We start from the raw sequence: 15,222 nt of genomic DNA, 5'->3' as shown, positions 1-15,222 counted from the left end.
TTATCTGATCGTGCCCGAAACGTTACGCTTGAGGTGCACACCTGTGAACAGGACAATAAAAATGGGTCAGAAAACCGCACGTCAGCGGGCAAAGCAGGACATTGAAAACGATGCGGGGCTCGAACTTGTTGGGGTAATAAAGAACGGCGCCGAATTGGCCGTGGTCGCAGCGTTGTTCTCTTTCATCGGAACAAATTTCGCCTCTCGCGAGGCATTGATCGTGAGCTGGGTGCTGAAAGTGTCACTTGCAGTTTTCATCGCATCGCACATTCAGCACCGGATGATGAACATTGCCACTCCAGGGCGAAAACACTACTACCCAAAGATTATACTTTCAGCGGCTCTGGGGGTTGCTGTACTCATGATGGTTCATTTTTGGGTAATAACACCCGTACTTGGAGCAATTGAACGGCAGATGGCGGCTACGCAGCCCTTGCCCCAGCCCCAAGACGATCCCGCACGCGCTGAAAGGCAAGCTCTGCCATCAGCTGGTACTGCCGCACCGAAACCGGCCGCTGCCCCATCAGCACCAGCAGCTCGCGCGCCTGCTGCCACCGTTCCTCCTTCCGCCGCCCCGAGCCGCAGTAGTACCCCCGAAGCACGCAGGCCAAGTTAATGTCAGTGCGCGCGATGTCCGACACGATGTCTTCGATTGCCTGCGCAGTCCAATTCGCCACGGTGCCACCCCAAGCGCTCAGGAAGACAGCTTGCAGCGTCCATAGCGGCCTGCCACCAAGGGCGCAGCGATAGACCTCAGGGCCAACTGAAGTCTACGGGACGGCCGGAACACGCTGCTCGGGGAGCTGATCATCAAGATCCGAGACAACCGGCAGGCGACCTAGCTGCGACCGGGGCCTTTCCACCTCGGGGGGTAGACTTCGAGCTGCGCGATTAGCGCGACGCAGAGGCTAGAGGAAATGAATGACGGACGTCCAGGCGACGCGACCACTCCCCGCCAGCACGCCATCCGGCTGGACTTTGATTGTGACCCGATGCTCCAGGCGCTCATCACGCTTGCGGAGAGTGGTTCTGGTTTGCCCGTGACCCTTCAGACTGGGGGCATGCTCGTGACCGGAAACGTGGTCACCGGCCACCACTTTGTCCTTCATGTGCTGGATGACGTCGTGGGAACGCTGAAGAATGAAGCTCTACGTGCAAACCTAGATGACACGTTTCGCTCCTTCCTCGACTTTTATCCGGCACGGACGACGCAACCGGACGGAAGGGTCACCGTTTACATCCACCTCGAAAACGCCAGGTTCTTCGCGCCGGGCGGGACCCGGGCGACGCCCGACGGGAAGGGGGTATTTTGGCGGGGGAATATCTCCCAAGTGGTCGGATTCAACTTCGGCGCCCTCGCGCTTTAGTAGGCTGAAGCAGGGACAAAGCTGCAGCGTCCCGGAAGGATATCCCTCGGCGCAGCGGCAACGGCCGGAACCACTCGCGGAAGGGTGGTCTATAGGTAACAGGAGGGCAAGCCCTTGGGCCTCTGGTCGTGCCCTAAGGCCCCTGTTACTGTTCGCGCATGGGACGCGGGGGCGTCGGCAGAGGACCGTCGTGGTTATGGACAATATCGAGTCTTGGGCAAAGCTGGTTGCGCCTATCGTTTCCGCTCTGCTGATCGCTGGGTTTAAGTGGTACACGGAGGGCCGGCCAAGGGTTATCTCCTACCTTGTCCAGTCATGGGGAGTGCTCATAGCTGACGGCCCTGATGGCACTAAGGGCGGCATGGTCCACTCCCACTCAATCGTGGTCGCTAATATCGGTCGCAAGCCGGCCACCGGCGTCCGCGTAACGCACAGCATCAAAGATCATCTACCCGCCCACGCCGTCCACCCTCCGACCCAGTACACGATTGAGAGGAACCCGGAAGGCTATCCTCAGATCGTGTTCCCGGTGCTAGTTCCGAAGCAAGAGGTGACCATTTCCTACCTCTACTTCCCTCCTCTATTCGCCGGCCAAATCCTAGGCAACGTGCTGAGTAACGAGGGCATGGCGAGGATTCTGCAGATGGTGCCGACACCTAAGCCGAATCGTTTTGTGTCTTGGGCGACGTGGATACTGGCGACGATCGGCGGCTCCGTCGTCGTGTACTGGCTGTTCCGTTTGATCATCTGGCTTGCGCTCTACGCCTGAGAGCCTCAAGTGATCTTGCGCTCCCTCACGCTCTAGGGCCAGCTCAAGGAACCTTTAAGGAGAACTACCCATGAAGGATGTACAGGGCATTTCTGAGATGGCAGACAAGCTCCGTCCGCACCTACCCGAGTACCTGAAGTGGTTTGACGAACAAAACGACAAGTTCAAAACCCTCATAGCGGCGGACCATGACCCGATTGGCCGTGTCCTAAAGTGTCATTTGGTTGTCGAGCACTACTTGACGGAATGGCTTGTAAACCACTACGGAATCCAAGACATTGAAAAGGTGAGGCTGACCTTTGCACAGAGGGCCAACTTGATCCCGTCCCAAGGGCAGGCAGTCAGCTTCATGAAGCCGGGAATTCTTAAACTGAATGCCATTCGTAACGATTTCGGCCACAGCATGGAGGCAACGCCTTCGATGGACGACATGTCTGCCCTGCTGACAGTTTTGCGCGTGTTCCAGCCGCAGCGCCGTTTTGAGTCGCCGCTTGATATTGTCGAGGCATTCACCACAACCGCGTGCACCTTCCTTCTTGTCACTCCTGAGCCACTCGCGGGGATCATGGCTGACGTCTTCTCCAAGATTCGCATGGAGTGACCCTATAGGTGCGGTCGCGCGCGACTTCTTGGGCATGTTGATACCATCAAGGCGAGTGGAAGTGTCGAGTGGGGCTAAGTTGCGTGAGAGGCGCTGCGTTTACCGTTCCGCCATTCCGGCCACTCCCCACTGGGGACGTCGGGAGTGAATCCAGGGGGCTGGGCCTGCGGCCTAGCCCCCCGCCCCTCCTTACTTGGGACGCTTTCCAGGCAGCGCATGGTCCTTTGCATAGCGCACTGCTGGCATCGTTGGACGGATGGGCTGGGTAGGGGCAGGCGGCTTCGGGGGCGAACTGGGCGGCTTCTTATCGTTCATGGGATCACTCTAAGTTGTCAATCAGGACACGGACGGGTTTGTCGGGCGCGCCGACTGTGTTCGTCAAATAGGCAACACCCGCTACAGCAAATAGCACAAGACTTATGACAAGCCACCGGTTTGCCTTGTGGGCCCATGCTGCTCTCTCGTCGTTGTTGCCGCCATTTCGCGCGGTGCACTCGGCATAAATGGCTTCGACCTCGGCAGCGTAGTCTTCCAGGGCCGCGCTCTTCGCTGTCTCCAAGCACTTGTGTTGAGCGGCGTAGAAGCTAATGAACTCTCCACGCGTTTTCAGCATCTCCTTCGTGTCCGGGAAGTACGCATAGGTGTACCCGAATATCGAACGAATCATGTAGTAGACCGTCGCAGCCAGTGCCGCCGTAGTAAGCAGTAGGGTCACTATCCGGAATATGTTTGAGAGGCTTGCGTCCAAGGACGCCCCTTTGGACATCGTGAGAGTGCCTCCGAGCAGAAGGGCGACGATACCAACTAACAGCGAGAGGCTGTTATTTAGGCTGTCGCGACGTTGTAGCTCAAAGAAGAAGTGTTCTTTGAATGTGGTGTCCTTCTCCATTGCGGCAGCATTCCTTGTGTGTTCCCTCGGTGCATCATGCCAAAGTTTCTACCGGGAAGGTGACTTGATGGTTTCCAGAAAAATTTGCGAAGGGGCATCGATCTATCGAACCTTACGCCCTCCCCCCATGCCCCCCTGGGGTGCCTTCTTGTCCCGGATGTTTGCACGCGCTTTCCACTCCGCCCCAGCCCACCTACCAGCTCCTTACCAAACGCATCCTGCAGCGCACCGAGGGCCGACCCTATGGTCGCGCGCGATGGCATGTTCCGCAGGGCACCTGAGGTGTCCTAAGGTGCCATGTATTGGGATGCGTGAGGCGGGGCGAGATGGACAGACTGTCCAATTTCGCCCCGTGCTGCCAGAAGCCATGATCTAGGGGTTCCGTGCATGTCCGGCTATACGGAAAGGGTGACGTAATCGGGGGCGGGAAACCCTTGCTACCGCTGGGCCTGTCGCGTCGGATTGCATATACGCAAAGGACGCAATGGTATTGACGGCTCTCCGCTCGGCGTACAAGATCGCCTAACGACCGTTAGCGGGATTTGTACAGTGAAGTATGTAGCCCATCTCCGAGTATCTACTGCAAGACAAGGTCAGTCGGGGCTGGGTCTGGAGGCCCAACGGGCTGCCGTCACCTCGCTAGTCAATATGCGCGGAGGCATGCTTCTCGAGACTTTTGTGGAGGTGGAGAGCGGCGGGCTTGATCATCGCCCAGAGCTGCAGAGAGCGCTATATCTCGCTCGGGTCACAGGCGCTACCTTGGCCATAGCCAAGTTGGATCGCTTATCACGAAACGCGTCGTTCCTACTCACCCTGCAGGACAGCGACGTCCGGTTTATAGCGGCGGACATGCCAGATGCGAACGAGTTGACAGTTGGCATCATGGCCCTTGTAGCCCAGCAGGAACGCATCGCTATTTCGCATCGCACCAAGGAGGCGTTGCTGGCCGCGAGGAAGCGCGGCCGTAAGCTCGGCAATCCTAATGGCGCCCAGGCATTACGGAGAGCTGGACGGGGAAACGTCGACGCAATAAATGCCCTGAAGGTTGCGGCGGATGACGCCTCGGAGAAGCTCCGGCCTTTGGTCAAGGCGCTCGAGGGTTCAGGAGTAGTTAGCCTTGGAGGCATAGCAGCAGAGTTCAACTCGCGCGGCGTTTTATCCCCTAGGGGAGGCCGCTGGCACCGCTCATCGGTCGCAAACCTGCTAAAGCGGCTTGAGCTGAACTCTCGACGCAGTACACTACCTTCTTCCTGAAGGAGCAAATCTAATGTTGCCCGATCTCCGGAAGGTAAAGGCGGAGCTGCAAAAGGTTCATATGCAAACCATCAGCGCTCTGGCCCAGAAGCAGCTTGGAGCGTTCTCAGACATTCCCAGGCACATCATTCATGAAGGCGATAGCATGGTCACTCTGCGCGCGGACGGGACGTCGGAACAGAGCGGCATGTCAACTGTCTCGGCAGAGAGTTCAATCGACGCGGGAAGGGTAGCCAAGATCACCGCCGATGAGCGATACGAGATTCTGGCTGACTTGGCGCGCCGTATGGCCGAAGGGATGGCCACACAACTTTACGGCGAACTCAACAGAACGCTGGAGGATGCGGGCCAGGTGGTGGAGGGAAAAGGAAAGGGCTTCACCCCAGAGCTGTTCTTGGAAGTGCTCGAGAAGATCGAGATGGAGTTTGATGACGCCGGTCAGATGAAGAATATGCGGCTAGTCATGCACCCAGATTCCAAGCTGGACTTTGCCAAGGTGCAGAGACAGCTGGACACAGACCCTGGCCTACAGCAGCGATACAACGACATCATGCAGCGGAAGCGAGAGGCGTACTATGCTAGAGAAGCTGCTCGAGAACTGGTTGGATAGTGCAAGTGAGTTGAGTTATCAGCAGGTGTTCGTCCAGATGCTCTCTGCATCCGGGTACACGGTCCTCCACAGCACCCGCCACTGCCTGCTCGAGTTCGGCAAAGACGTACTGGCCATTGCGCCGGACGGAGTTGGTTGCGCGTTTCAACTCAAAGGTCAGCCAGGCAAGCAGATGACTGTCGGCGAGTTCCGAAGGGACATCCAGCCTCAGCTGGTTCAGCTCATGTCCCAACCGCCCGCAATGCCCGGCTTTCCTCCCGGCATTCATCGTTCTTACCTCGTCAGCAACGGCAGCTTCGGCGAGGAGGTCCAAGTGGCCGTGGCGCTGATGAACGCGGCGCCCTACCCCTCAAAGCTAGAGCTGTGGAGTCGGGGCAAGTTGTTAGAGATGGCGCTGAGCACTTCGACAAAACTATGGCCCAGCGAGATCGACGACACGAGACGGCTTCTGGATCTCTATATGGCAGACACAGCAGATCAACTGCCTCTTGATCTGCTTGCGGGCATGTTGAGCTCCATTCTTTTGTTAGATCGACTTGATTCCGAGAGCGACAATCCCTCCGTTTCGGAGCTCTCTCGGGTTGCCAGCAGTGCAATGTGGGCGGCCAGTATTGCCCTATCACCGTTTGCACTGCGGGAGAACTACCAAGCGGTCGCTGTCGGCTGGACGGTAACCCGGGTGATGTTGCAAGCAATGTTCGAGAAGAGCGGGGGCAAATGTGAAGTAAGCCAGCACTATGAACTTTCGGAGCGGGTCATCCTCGACGCCCTGGCAGCTCTCTGGGCCGAGGTTAGCCAGAAAGCTCATCTGACCATGCCCCCAGGGCTAGAAGACTCTGTCATCTATGAATGGCGGGTCGGCACCCTGCAAGGGCTACTGTCTTCCTTACATCTCGCCAACGAATCTCAGCCGCTGTTGCCACCCGACGAGCACGAAGCTCTGGGGACTTGGCTCTTGGTGGAGCGCGACGCTCCGGACCTTTGGGGCGAGGCCGCCGTTGCCTGCGAGCTTTCCCACCTCCTCGTACTGCTCAAAATAGGAGAGTACGGGCGGGTCGTGGCGACATTGGCAAGCCTCGCAGCCGCAATCATCTCGTCGAATCAGACAGATTCAGCTGCAGCATTGTCGAGCCCCTATTACGACGCCACGGCCAGCTTTCTTGCTCAGCTGTCGCTTGAGGTGGAGGAAAGTGACAAAGAGACATTTGCGGGCGCCTCCTATATGGCCCGCGTCCTCGTACTCGCGTTAGCGGCGATGGGGGAGAAATCCCAGTGCAAGCGCCTTTGGCCCGACTTCTCCAAACTTTCGCACCGTTACTTCCTGCAAGCCGAAGACTGGATGTACCTTGTTCCCTCGTCACGCTGGGGCCAAGAGGTGACACACATTTATCCGAATACGCACAAATGGTCCGCGCTGGTCGAAGAAGCCGATGGACTTAGGCGTCCGGCCAACCTGCCCGTTTGGCTCCTCGCTATGTGGTGGCAGGCATGCCCGCACCGAGCCAACGCAGAGTCATGGTTAAGTTCAATAGCCTCTAGTCGGCTTCAAACGGCGTGGGGCCCAGAATGACCCTTGTTCTGGTAGCCTACGCCCCCGCGCCTCCATACGGGGCGCCGACTTATGCACCAACGTGGACAGTATTAGTAGCACTATAAGTGTAGGTCGGGACCGACCATTTGACCCAGCCAAGTTCCCGGTAACGCCGGATTCCAAAAGGGTCGTTGAGGAAGTCAGGAGGCTCTTGGATGCATCCGAGGGCCGGGTGCGTCGTAGGCAGCCAAACGCTAATCGAATCCACAACGAGGCGATTGCAGCTCTTGTGAGTGACTTGGTCCATCGGTCTTTGCGAGATCCGGGGAGTTGGCTCACGGTCGAGATGTCCAAGTCGGATCTGACGCCCGCGCGAAGACGAGCCCCCTTCATGACCGAGCAGTTCAGGGCACTCATCCAACAGCTGGCAGCCTCCACAGTCAACGTTCTCGAGCTGCGCACTGGTTATGATCAGATCTAGGTAATATGCGCTCTACCGTCAGAGCATCTTCGTGGCTGCTACAGAGGGCCGATGAGCTTGGTCTTTCGCTCTCCGACTTTGGCCGCCGACAAGATCTATTGGGCGATCCGCTCGTCCTCCGTGGTCCTAAGATCAGGGGCGAGGCCAGTGAGGTGCCACTCCCGCAGACGAGCCAAGTGGCACGCATTCGTCAAGAGATGGTCGAGGTAAACGGCTGGCTGGCTGAAGCAGATCTGAGTTACCTAGGCCCGGATGAAGACCGCATCGACCTGGGCCATCGATTTCTTCGCCGGATATTCAACGACGGAAACCTAGATCGCGGCGGCCGACTTCACCATGGGTTCTGGCAGGACATGAGGAAGGACCAGCGGCGGGACTTTCTTCGGATTGAAGATCGACCCATTGCCTCTGTGGACTTCGCGCAACTATCGGTTCGACTGGCGTATGCACAGGTAGGCGCTGCGCCTCCGGATGGGGATTTGTACTGGGTGCCAAGACTTGGCGGGAACTCCCGCGAGGTGGTCAAGCGCGTCATGAACGCGATGTTTGCCAGCGACAAGGTTCCGACTCGTATACCCCAAGGCACGAGGAGTTTGTTCCCTGCGCGAGTTTCGATTGGCGAAGTCGTTGCGGGAATCACTCGCCGGCACGCCCCGCTGGCCCATCTGTTCGGCTCCAGCCTAGGGACGGTCCACCAGAATGTGGAAAGCAGGGTCATTCTCAGCGCTGTCTTGAAGTTGAAGACGCTAGGTGTGGTGGCCCTTCCCATCCACGACTGCTTACTTGTCCGATGGGATCAGGCAGAGTTGGCCAAAGAGGTGATGGAGGTCGCGTTTGAACAGGTCACTGGCGGTAAGGGCCAAGCAGAGATTGCCTTCTCCCCCTCTAGCCCTGTCACTCGTCAGTCAAAGCACAGCTAGTACCTAAGTACACCTAAGTAATCTTCCGGTTGCCCATAAGAAGGGTGCGTAAGGCGAGCGAAATGAACCCCACTGCCTACAACAAGCGACGAGTCGAGATCCAGCAACGTATCAGCGGTGCTCAAGGTACCTTCTGTGCATCGTCGGGGATTGCAAACAACCGACAATGGCTCACCAGCGCTCTGGACTGAACCGAAACTATTGCCGCCGGCATGTAGACCACTACAAAAGGCATGGAAGTTACGGGAAGCCCAGCTACTCCGCTGCCCAGCTCAACCCCTTCCGAAAGAGCGCCCTCAGATGGCTTCAGAAGCGTTCAGGGGAGCCTTGCGTGATTGAGGCGCTGGATCGTATTGGCACGGCGTACTGGCGAGCAGGGCGCCCTGTGGAGGCATTTAGGTTGGCCGGCCTTTCCCCTGGCGACCGAGCGAAGGCGCAATGGGCGCGGTTGAACGACAGAAACGTGGATCGTCTGCAGGTCATCGCAGTTTGGATGGGCGTAACACTCTGCCATCGTGCGGACCAGCAGCCGGAACGTAAAATAACCTTCAGAACCGTACAGGCTGGAAAGGTGATTCACCGACTGGCCGGCGGTACCCATAAGCGATGGGAGTCTTCTATTGGCGAAGGAATCGAGGTTACGGAACTGCACAAATATCCCTCGAGCCGGGGAGCCGTCCTTCGACATCTGGGGTCCACGGTCGCTTGGGCCGCCCAGCCCCTTATGGAACACGTTGAAGACATGGAGGCGTTCCACGCACTTACCGGACCTACTGGAAGCCGCTTGCCTCGAGCACGCACTCGAGCGACCGCCTAGGGACGCACGACCGACTGGAGCGCCCCTGCTACGCACAGCATTTGCGCAAACGCCCAATCCTTATCCCCTCCCCTGCAACTTTTTTCCAGAACGAAACAAGTAGCAGCTTCCAGAACGAAGGCTCACGGAAAACCATCAAGCTATTGATTTATATGCACATCTGGCGAGCTCTCACAGGTCGTGCGTGTATCCCACCTTCGGCACCATGGAACCCGAAAGGCCAGATCGCAGGATCTGGCCTTTTGCTTTGGGGCGCGTTTACACCAGGCGGAGAACCGGCGGCCCACCGGGACTGCCCGACTGCGCTGCCTGGCGCAGGACCTGCGCCACCGCGCCATCGACCCGGAACGCAGACACCGTCTGCAGCAGCTGGGTTGCCTGATCTTCCATGCTGCGCGCAGCGGCCGACGCCTCTTCCACCAGCGCCGCATTCTGCTGGGTGCTCTGGTCGATATGCTCCACCGCCTGGTTGATCTGCACGATGCTCTCGCTCTGCTGCTGCGTACCGGTGCTGATCCTTGCAATCAGCGCCTCCACCCGCTTCACGCTCTCCACGATTTCTTCCATGGTGCGTCCAGCGCTTTCGACCTGGGCCGTACCTGTGCCGACGCGGTCCACCGAGTCGTCGATGAGCTGTTTGATCTCCTTCGCGGCGCTGGCCGAACGCTGCGACAGCGAACGGATCTCGCCGGCCACCACCGCAAAGCCGCGCCCATGTTCGCCGGCACGCGCCGCTTCCACGGCCGCGTTCAGGGCCAGGATGTTGGTCTGGAAGGCAATGCCGTCGATCACGCTGATGATGTCGACGATGCGGCGCGAGGAGGCGTTGATGAGGGCCATGGTGGTGACCACCTCGCTGACCACCCTGCCCCCCTGCGCGGCCACGTCCACCGCGCCACCGGCCAGTTGGCTGGCCTGGCGCGCATTGTCGGCGCTCTGCCGCACCGCGCCGGTCAATCCCTGCAGCGACACCGCTGTTTCCTCCAGCGACGCGGCCTGCTGCTCGGTCCGCTGGGACAGGTCCGCGTTGCCCACGGCGATCTCGCTGGCACCCAGGGCCACCGCGTCGGCTGCCACGCGGATCTGGCCGATCATGCTGCCCATGGTGGCCACCATGGCATTGACGCCCTCACACAGCTCGGCGATGGCGCCGGTCGCGTTGCCGGCATCGATACGCCTGCTGAGGTCGCCGGTCTGTGCGGCGGCGACCACTTCACGGGTCTGCGCAACGGCGTTGGCCAGTGCCTGTGCATCGCGAACCTGCGCGGTGACATCGGCTGCGTACTTGACCACCTTGAACGGCCGGCCGTTCATGTCGAAGATCGGGTTGTAGGAGGCCTGGATCCAGATCTCGCGCCCGCCCTTGCCCAGGCGTCGATACTGCCCCGCATCGTATTGGCCACGACCGAGCTTCTGCCAGAACTCGCGATACGCCTCGCTGCGGGCATATTCCGGCTCGGCAAACATGGAATGGTGTTGCCCGCGGATCTCGTCCAGCGTGTAACCCGTCGCCGCCAGGAAGTTCCCGTTCGCCGACAGGATGCGACCATCCAGGCCGAACTCGATGACCGCCTGCGACGTATTGATCGCTGCCAGCTGGCCGGCGAAATCGGCCGCCTGCATCTGCTGGGCAGTGATGTCGGTCGCGAACTTGACCACCTTGAAGGGCTTGCCACTGCTGTCGAACACCGGGTTGTAGGAGGCCTGGATCCAGATCTCACGGCCGCCCTTGCCCACGCGCCGGTACTGACCGGCATCGAACTCGCCCTTGCCAAGGCGCGCCCAGAAGTCTCGGTAGGTCGTGCTGCGCACGTGCTCGGGGTCGACAAACATCGAGTGGTGGCGTCCGCGGATTTCCTCCAGCGTGTAGCCCACGGTCTGCAGGAAGTTGTCGTTGGCCTCGAGGATGATGCCCTCCAGGTCGAACTCGATTACCGCCTGTACGCGGTGCAGGGCGGCCACCTGGGCTTCCAGCTCGGCATTGCGCTGTGCAATGGCCACGTGGGCCTGACGCGTGGCGCGTGGCGAGAACGTCACTGCACCCAACAGGCGCAGCAGGGACGGTGTGGATGCGCCAGGTCGAGCGGACGCCGGCGGCTGAACAGCTGCGATGGACATCGTTGTTTCCTCGGTTCCAACAAGCTCAATGGGCTACGCCGGGCCCCATGCCCGATGTAGTGCGCAGAACGCTTGGGGACTCACGAAGACCGTCATGGGCATGACGTCCCTTCCGTGGGGCAGACCGTTACCGCCTGCACCCCTGTGAGCGGCACGCGCTGGCGAAACTTTAGGGCGGTGTCGCGTCAACGCCGCCGCACGGTCCCCACCACGGCGGCAGCCGATTTTCCGGCCAGGGCCCGGGACAACTCCTGGGCCGGCAGCACATCGAACATCCGCGCATACTGCGCGGCCATCCGGCCCAGGTCCCACACCCCAAAGCGCGAGCAGATACCGGTGACGGTGTCACCCGGGTCCGCCGAGCGCAGCGCAGCGCGGATCGCATGCAGGCGCTCGACCAGATAGAACTGGTGCGGTGCCATGCCGAACAGGTCGTCGAATGCACGATTGAGCGAGCGCTGCGAGGCCCCCACCGCGGACGGAATGTCCGCGAACGCAGCCTCCCCCCGCAGGCTGCGCTGGATATGTTCGATCCCGCGCCGGACGATCTCTCGTCGCGACAGCGGCGGGCGTCCGCGCCTGGGCGAGGCCTGCCCGTGCCCCGCCAGCAGGTGGCACTGCAGGACCGCAGCGGCCAGCTGGCTGACGAAGGCCGCGCGCGCGCCCGGCCGTTGGAACGCGTCCGGATCGCCTTCGTGCACGTCGAATGCGCGCTGGACCAGGGCGCCGATCCGTTCCACCCTCGGCGCAGTGGCCGTGATGGTGCCGGTACGGTACAGCCAGGCGACCTCCAGGCGCTCAACCTGCGCCACCTGATCCAGCAGCACGTGTTCGGCGAAGTCGATGCCCAGGAAGCGCGCCGGGACCTGGCTGAAGCCGTGCACCTCCACCTGCGGCGCCAGCCAGGTAAAGCTGTCCTCGCCCACCCGTTGTCCATCCAACGCCGTCTGGCTGCCCGGCAGCGACAGATACACACCAAATCGCCCGGCGTGCGGCGCACCGCGATACAGCACCGGGGCACCATCCCTGCCGTGCAGGAGAATGACCCCATCAAGGTCCAGCATATTCAGCGACCACGCCCCGTCGCCGCGACCGGCAATGCGCATTTCGCCGTCGATTCCCTTGATGGAATTGGAATACGCCTCAAAATCCGGGTAAATCAGCGACGGCATAATCTGAAGATATTGAGAGAATCGACGCACTCTACTTCACATGAACAGGGCGTGAACCGCAATTGGTCATGTAGGAATCTGGCGAATTTGGCTAACTTTACGTAGCGCAAGGGAAAACCCGACAGTAAGAATTGACCCGCCGCGCGATGCGACGCCCGGACGGTGGGGACTGTCCGACACTTGATCGCACGGCGTCTGGGCGAACCTGACTGATAATGCGAAGCGCGTCGCGTTTTTTACCGCCTGAACGCGCCACCAGGTTCCGTCAAATGGCGCAGGTATATATCAGGAGATAATGCCTTCACAACGGCCGGGATGTGGCGGTCGACGCTTCGCGGCTGCGTTTGAGATAACCGGGTCGCGGCGGAACCGGCACGTGCTGACCGGTTCAGCCCGGCCCGCCCTCACTGCTGTCCAGGTCGATGTCGCCATCGCCTGTGTCCAGCGGATCCGGGCCCCCATGCACGGGCGCTTCCACCTGCACATTGTTCTTGCCCAGTGCCTTGGCCCGGTAGCACTGTGCGTCGGCCGCAGCCACAGCCGTATCCACGCTCATGTGGCCGCCGATCGCGGCGATGCCGATGCTGGTTCCGACCACGAGGCGCTCCGCGCCCCACGGCACGCTGAGCGTGCGCACTGCCTCCAGCAGGTCGCTGGCAATGCGCCGCGCACGCCGGAGTGAGCAACCGGCCAGGATCACCGCGAACTCGTCGCCACCCAGGCGAGCCACGATGTCCGAATCGCGCACGCCATGCCGGAGCACCGCCGCGACGGCCCACAGCATGGCATCTCCGGCGAGGTGGCCGTGGCTGTCGTTGATCGGCTTGAAGTCGTCCAGGTCGATGAACATCAGCGAGGCGGACTGCCCGGTCCGGGCCACCCGGGTAATGGCCTCCTGCAGGTGCGCTTCGAAACCGCGCCGGTTGCTCAGCTCGGTCAGCGGGTCCACCTCGGCCAGGTGACGGGCCTCGCGCTGGCGCGCACGCTGCTGGGTGACATCACGGATCACCCACACCGCACCGGTGACCTGACCGTCCCCAGCCTGCAGCCAGGCCCGGGTGAGGTCAACCGGCAACAGCTGGGCGCCCACTGACAACAGCAGGTCCGAATGCAGGTCCACCGCATTGCTTTCCGCATCCAGCAGTACTGCCAGATCCAGCGGCGAGCGCGGCGCGTACTCGGTGGTCAGTTCCATCACGTCCTGGACCTGGCTGCCGGTGACCGGCGCGGCCCCCTCCCCTGCCAGCGCGCGCGTGGCCGCCGCATTGGCGTACTGGATGCGCCCTTGCAGATCCAGGGTGAGCACCATGTCGGCCACCGCGTCGAGGGTTACCCGGGTGCGATGCTCGGATTCACGCAGTTGCTGGCCACTGAGCCGCTGGGCGGTGACATCCTGGATCTGCGACACGAAATGCAACGGCTCACCATGCGGGGCCCGCACCAGCGAGACCGACAGCCGGCCCCAGACCACGTTGCCGCCCTTGCCCAGATAGCGCTTGTCCATGTGGTAATGGTCCCGGCGGCCGGCCAGCAGGTCGCCGACCAGCGCCAGGTCGGTGTTGAGGTCATCAGGATGGGTCAGGGTCTGGAAATCGATCTCCAGCAGTTCGGCACGGCTGTAGCCCAGGATGCCGCACAGCGCGTCGTTGACGTCCAGCCAGCGCCCTTCCAGCGACACCAGCGCCATGCCCAGGGCGGCGGACGAAAAGGCACCTGCGAATTTCTCGGCGGCGACGTACGCCTGCTCGCGCATCTCCAGCAACGGCGTGATGTCCACTGCCATGCCGAGGTAGCCCAGACGCTGGCCGTTGCCGGAGTCGAGCGGACTGATCGACAGCCGGACCTGGCGGTGTTCGCCATCCTTGCGTACGAAGGTCCACTGGTGCGACCAGGTGCCGTGCGCGGCGCGCGTGGTCAGCGCCTCGAAGATGGTGGGCACCCGGCCCTCGGCATCCGCCAGCGGGCGCAGGTATTCCTCCATCTCATGCACTTCGTGGAACAGCCCGGGATTGACCCGACCGATGACCTCATCGGGGTGGTAACCCAGCAGCTTCTGCGCCCCGCTGTTGAACAGGTTGACCACGCCGTCGGGATCGGTGGCGATCACCGCCACTTCGTCGGACGCATCCACCAGCGCCTGCAGGCGCTGGCGCATGTCCGCCGCATCTTCGAGAGCGTTCTGCAGGTCGCTGACGTCGGCATGCGCACCGGCCATCTTGAGCGGTTGGCCCTGCGCATCCCACTCGTAGACCCGTCCCCGGTCCTGCACCCAGATCCAGCGCCCTTCCTTGTGGCGCATCCGGCACAGGCTGTCGTAATGCGGTGAGCGGCCTTCGAGGTGCTCACGAAGCAGTGCATTGGAGCGCGCCAGATCGTCGGGATGCACCAGCCGGAAGAAGGTCTCGGGCGTGATCGGCGCCAGTTCCGCGCGGGTGTAACCGACGATCTGCGCCCAGCGCTCGTTGACCCACATCGTACCGGTCTGGCAGTTCCACTCCCAGGTGCCCATCGCCGTGCCGTCGATGATCATTTCCAGCCGGCGGCGCTGCTCCAATGCCTCCTGCAGTGCATCGACGGGGGTCGGCACCGGATTCATGCGCGCACCCCCAGGGCGCCACGGATGGCGCCATCGTACTGGCCTGGACCGCATTGCCCCGCCTGCTGATCTGTCATCTGGCCTCCCACCGCGTGCC

At 61.2% G+C, this 15,222-nt stretch carries 12 protein-coding genes; 8 read left to right on the top strand and 4 right to left on the bottom strand.

Going from position 1 to position 15,222, the window contains the following annotated elements:
* Window positions 1-61 precede the first annotated feature (61 nt).
* From ACGFZ3_RS13475 to ACGFZ3_RS13460, 4 genes are all read left to right on the top strand, one after another.
* Window positions 62-616: a hypothetical protein gene (locus tag ACGFZ3_RS13475; RefSeq protein ID WP_392921896.1), complete on the top strand. Its 555-nt coding sequence runs from the start codon at window positions 62-64 to the stop codon at window positions 614-616.
* Window positions 617-917: 301 nt separating this feature from the next.
* On the top strand, window positions 918-1,367 hold the full coding sequence (locus ACGFZ3_RS13470; RefSeq protein WP_392921894.1) for a hypothetical protein: 450 nt from the start codon (window positions 918-920) through the stop codon (window positions 1,365-1,367).
* A 196-nt stretch (window positions 1,368-1,563) separates the two neighbouring features.
* Entirely contained in the window at window positions 1,564-2,136 is a 573-nt protein-coding gene (locus tag ACGFZ3_RS13465; protein WP_392921891.1) for a hypothetical protein, read from the top strand.
* A gap of 70 nt (window positions 2,137-2,206) precedes the next feature.
* Window positions 2,207-2,737, top strand: a complete 531-nt coding sequence (locus ACGFZ3_RS13460) for a hypothetical protein (protein WP_392921889.1) — start codon at window positions 2,207-2,209, stop codon at window positions 2,735-2,737.
* A gap of 319 nt (window positions 2,738-3,056) precedes the next feature.
* Here ACGFZ3_RS13460 and ACGFZ3_RS13455 read toward each other — a convergent pair whose 3' ends face one another.
* Window positions 3,057-3,626, bottom strand: coding sequence for a hypothetical protein (locus ACGFZ3_RS13455; protein WP_392921886.1), 570 nt, complete (start codon window positions 3,624-3,626; stop codon window positions 3,057-3,059).
* A 549-nt stretch (window positions 3,627-4,175) separates the two neighbouring features.
* On the opposite strand from ACGFZ3_RS13455, the gene ACGFZ3_RS13450 reads away from it, so the two are divergent.
* From ACGFZ3_RS13450 to ACGFZ3_RS13435, 4 genes are all read left to right on the top strand, one after another.
* A complete protein-coding gene (locus tag ACGFZ3_RS13450) occupies window positions 4,176-4,880 on the top strand; it encodes a recombinase family protein (protein ID WP_392921884.1) in 705 nt (234 codons plus the stop codon).
* A gap of 13 nt (window positions 4,881-4,893) precedes the next feature.
* Window positions 4,894-5,490 carry a hypothetical protein gene (locus ACGFZ3_RS13445; protein ID WP_392921881.1) on the top strand — a complete coding sequence of 199 codons (597 nt, stop codon included), beginning with the start codon at window positions 4,894-4,896 and terminating at the stop codon, window positions 5,488-5,490.
* Window positions 5,456-7,060: a hypothetical protein gene (locus ACGFZ3_RS13440; protein WP_392921878.1), complete on the top strand. Its 1,605-nt coding sequence runs from the start codon at window positions 5,456-5,458 to the stop codon at window positions 7,058-7,060. The genes ACGFZ3_RS13445 and ACGFZ3_RS13440 overlap by 35 nt, the downstream gene beginning before the upstream one ends.
* A gap of 618 nt (window positions 7,061-7,678) precedes the next feature.
* Window positions 7,679-8,422 (top strand): hypothetical protein, encoded by a 744-nt coding sequence (locus ACGFZ3_RS13435; protein WP_392921876.1) that lies wholly within the window; start codon window positions 7,679-7,681, stop codon window positions 8,420-8,422.
* Window positions 8,423-9,497: 1,075 nt separating this feature from the next.
* On the opposite strand, the gene ACGFZ3_RS13430 is transcribed toward ACGFZ3_RS13435, so the two are convergent.
* The 3 genes from ACGFZ3_RS13430 to ACGFZ3_RS13420 all read right to left on the bottom strand — a co-directional run bounded on the left by ACGFZ3_RS13430 (window position 9,498) and on the right by ACGFZ3_RS13420 (window position 15,125).
* Window positions 9,498-11,357, bottom strand: a complete 1,860-nt coding sequence (locus tag ACGFZ3_RS13430) for a methyl-accepting chemotaxis protein (RefSeq protein ID WP_392921873.1) — start codon at window positions 11,355-11,357, stop codon at window positions 9,498-9,500.
* Window positions 11,358-11,542: 185 nt separating this feature from the next.
* Complete coding sequence (locus ACGFZ3_RS13425) at window positions 11,543-12,529, bottom strand: helix-turn-helix domain-containing protein (RefSeq protein ID WP_392921871.1); 987 nt, start codon at window positions 12,527-12,529, stop codon at window positions 11,543-11,545.
* Window positions 12,530-12,917: 388 nt separating this feature from the next.
* Window positions 12,918-15,125, bottom strand: coding sequence for a PAS domain S-box protein (locus tag ACGFZ3_RS13420; RefSeq protein ID WP_392921868.1), 2,208 nt, complete (start codon window positions 15,123-15,125; stop codon window positions 12,918-12,920).
* Between the last annotated feature and the right edge of the window lie 97 nt (window positions 15,126-15,222).

Origin of the sequence: Stenotrophomonas sp. NPDC047960 (assembly GCF_043204395.1) — a bacterium.
GTDB lineage: Bacteria > Pseudomonadota > Gammaproteobacteria > Xanthomonadales > Xanthomonadaceae > Stenotrophomonas.
This window is presented reverse-complemented; position numbering and strand designations above follow the sequence as displayed.

Excerpts from the sequence above, each read along its gene's own strand:
- ACGFZ3_RS13475 (WP_392921896.1), top strand. The coding sequence starts at position 62 with ATGGGTCAGAAAACCGCACGTCAGCGGGCAAAGCAGGACATTGAAAAC.
- ACGFZ3_RS13470 (WP_392921894.1), top strand. The coding sequence starts at position 918 with ATGAATGACGGACGTCCAGGCGACGCGACCACTCCCCGCCAGCACGCC.
- ACGFZ3_RS13465 (WP_392921891.1), top strand. The coding sequence starts at position 1,564 with ATGGACAATATCGAGTCTTGGGCAAAGCTGGTTGCGCCTATCGTTTCC.
- ACGFZ3_RS13460 (WP_392921889.1), top strand. The coding sequence starts at position 2,207 with ATGAAGGATGTACAGGGCATTTCTGAGATGGCAGACAAGCTCCGTCCG.
- ACGFZ3_RS13455 (WP_392921886.1), bottom strand. The coding sequence starts at position 3,626 with ATGGAGAAGGACACCACATTCAAAGAACACTTCTTCTTTGAGCTACAA.
- ACGFZ3_RS13445 (WP_392921881.1), top strand. The coding sequence starts at position 4,894 with ATGTTGCCCGATCTCCGGAAGGTAAAGGCGGAGCTGCAAAAGGTTCAT.
- ACGFZ3_RS13440 (WP_392921878.1), top strand. The coding sequence starts at position 5,456 with ATGCTAGAGAAGCTGCTCGAGAACTGGTTGGATAGTGCAAGTGAGTTG.
- ACGFZ3_RS13430 (WP_392921873.1), bottom strand. The coding sequence starts at position 11,357 with ATGTCCATCGCAGCTGTTCAGCCGCCGGCGTCCGCTCGACCTGGCGCA.
- ACGFZ3_RS13425 (WP_392921871.1), bottom strand. The coding sequence starts at position 12,529 with ATGCCGTCGCTGATTTACCCGGATTTTGAGGCGTATTCCAATTCCATC.
- ACGFZ3_RS13420 (WP_392921868.1), bottom strand. The coding sequence starts at position 15,125 with ATGAATCCGGTGCCGACCCCCGTCGATGCACTGCAGGAGGCATTGGAG.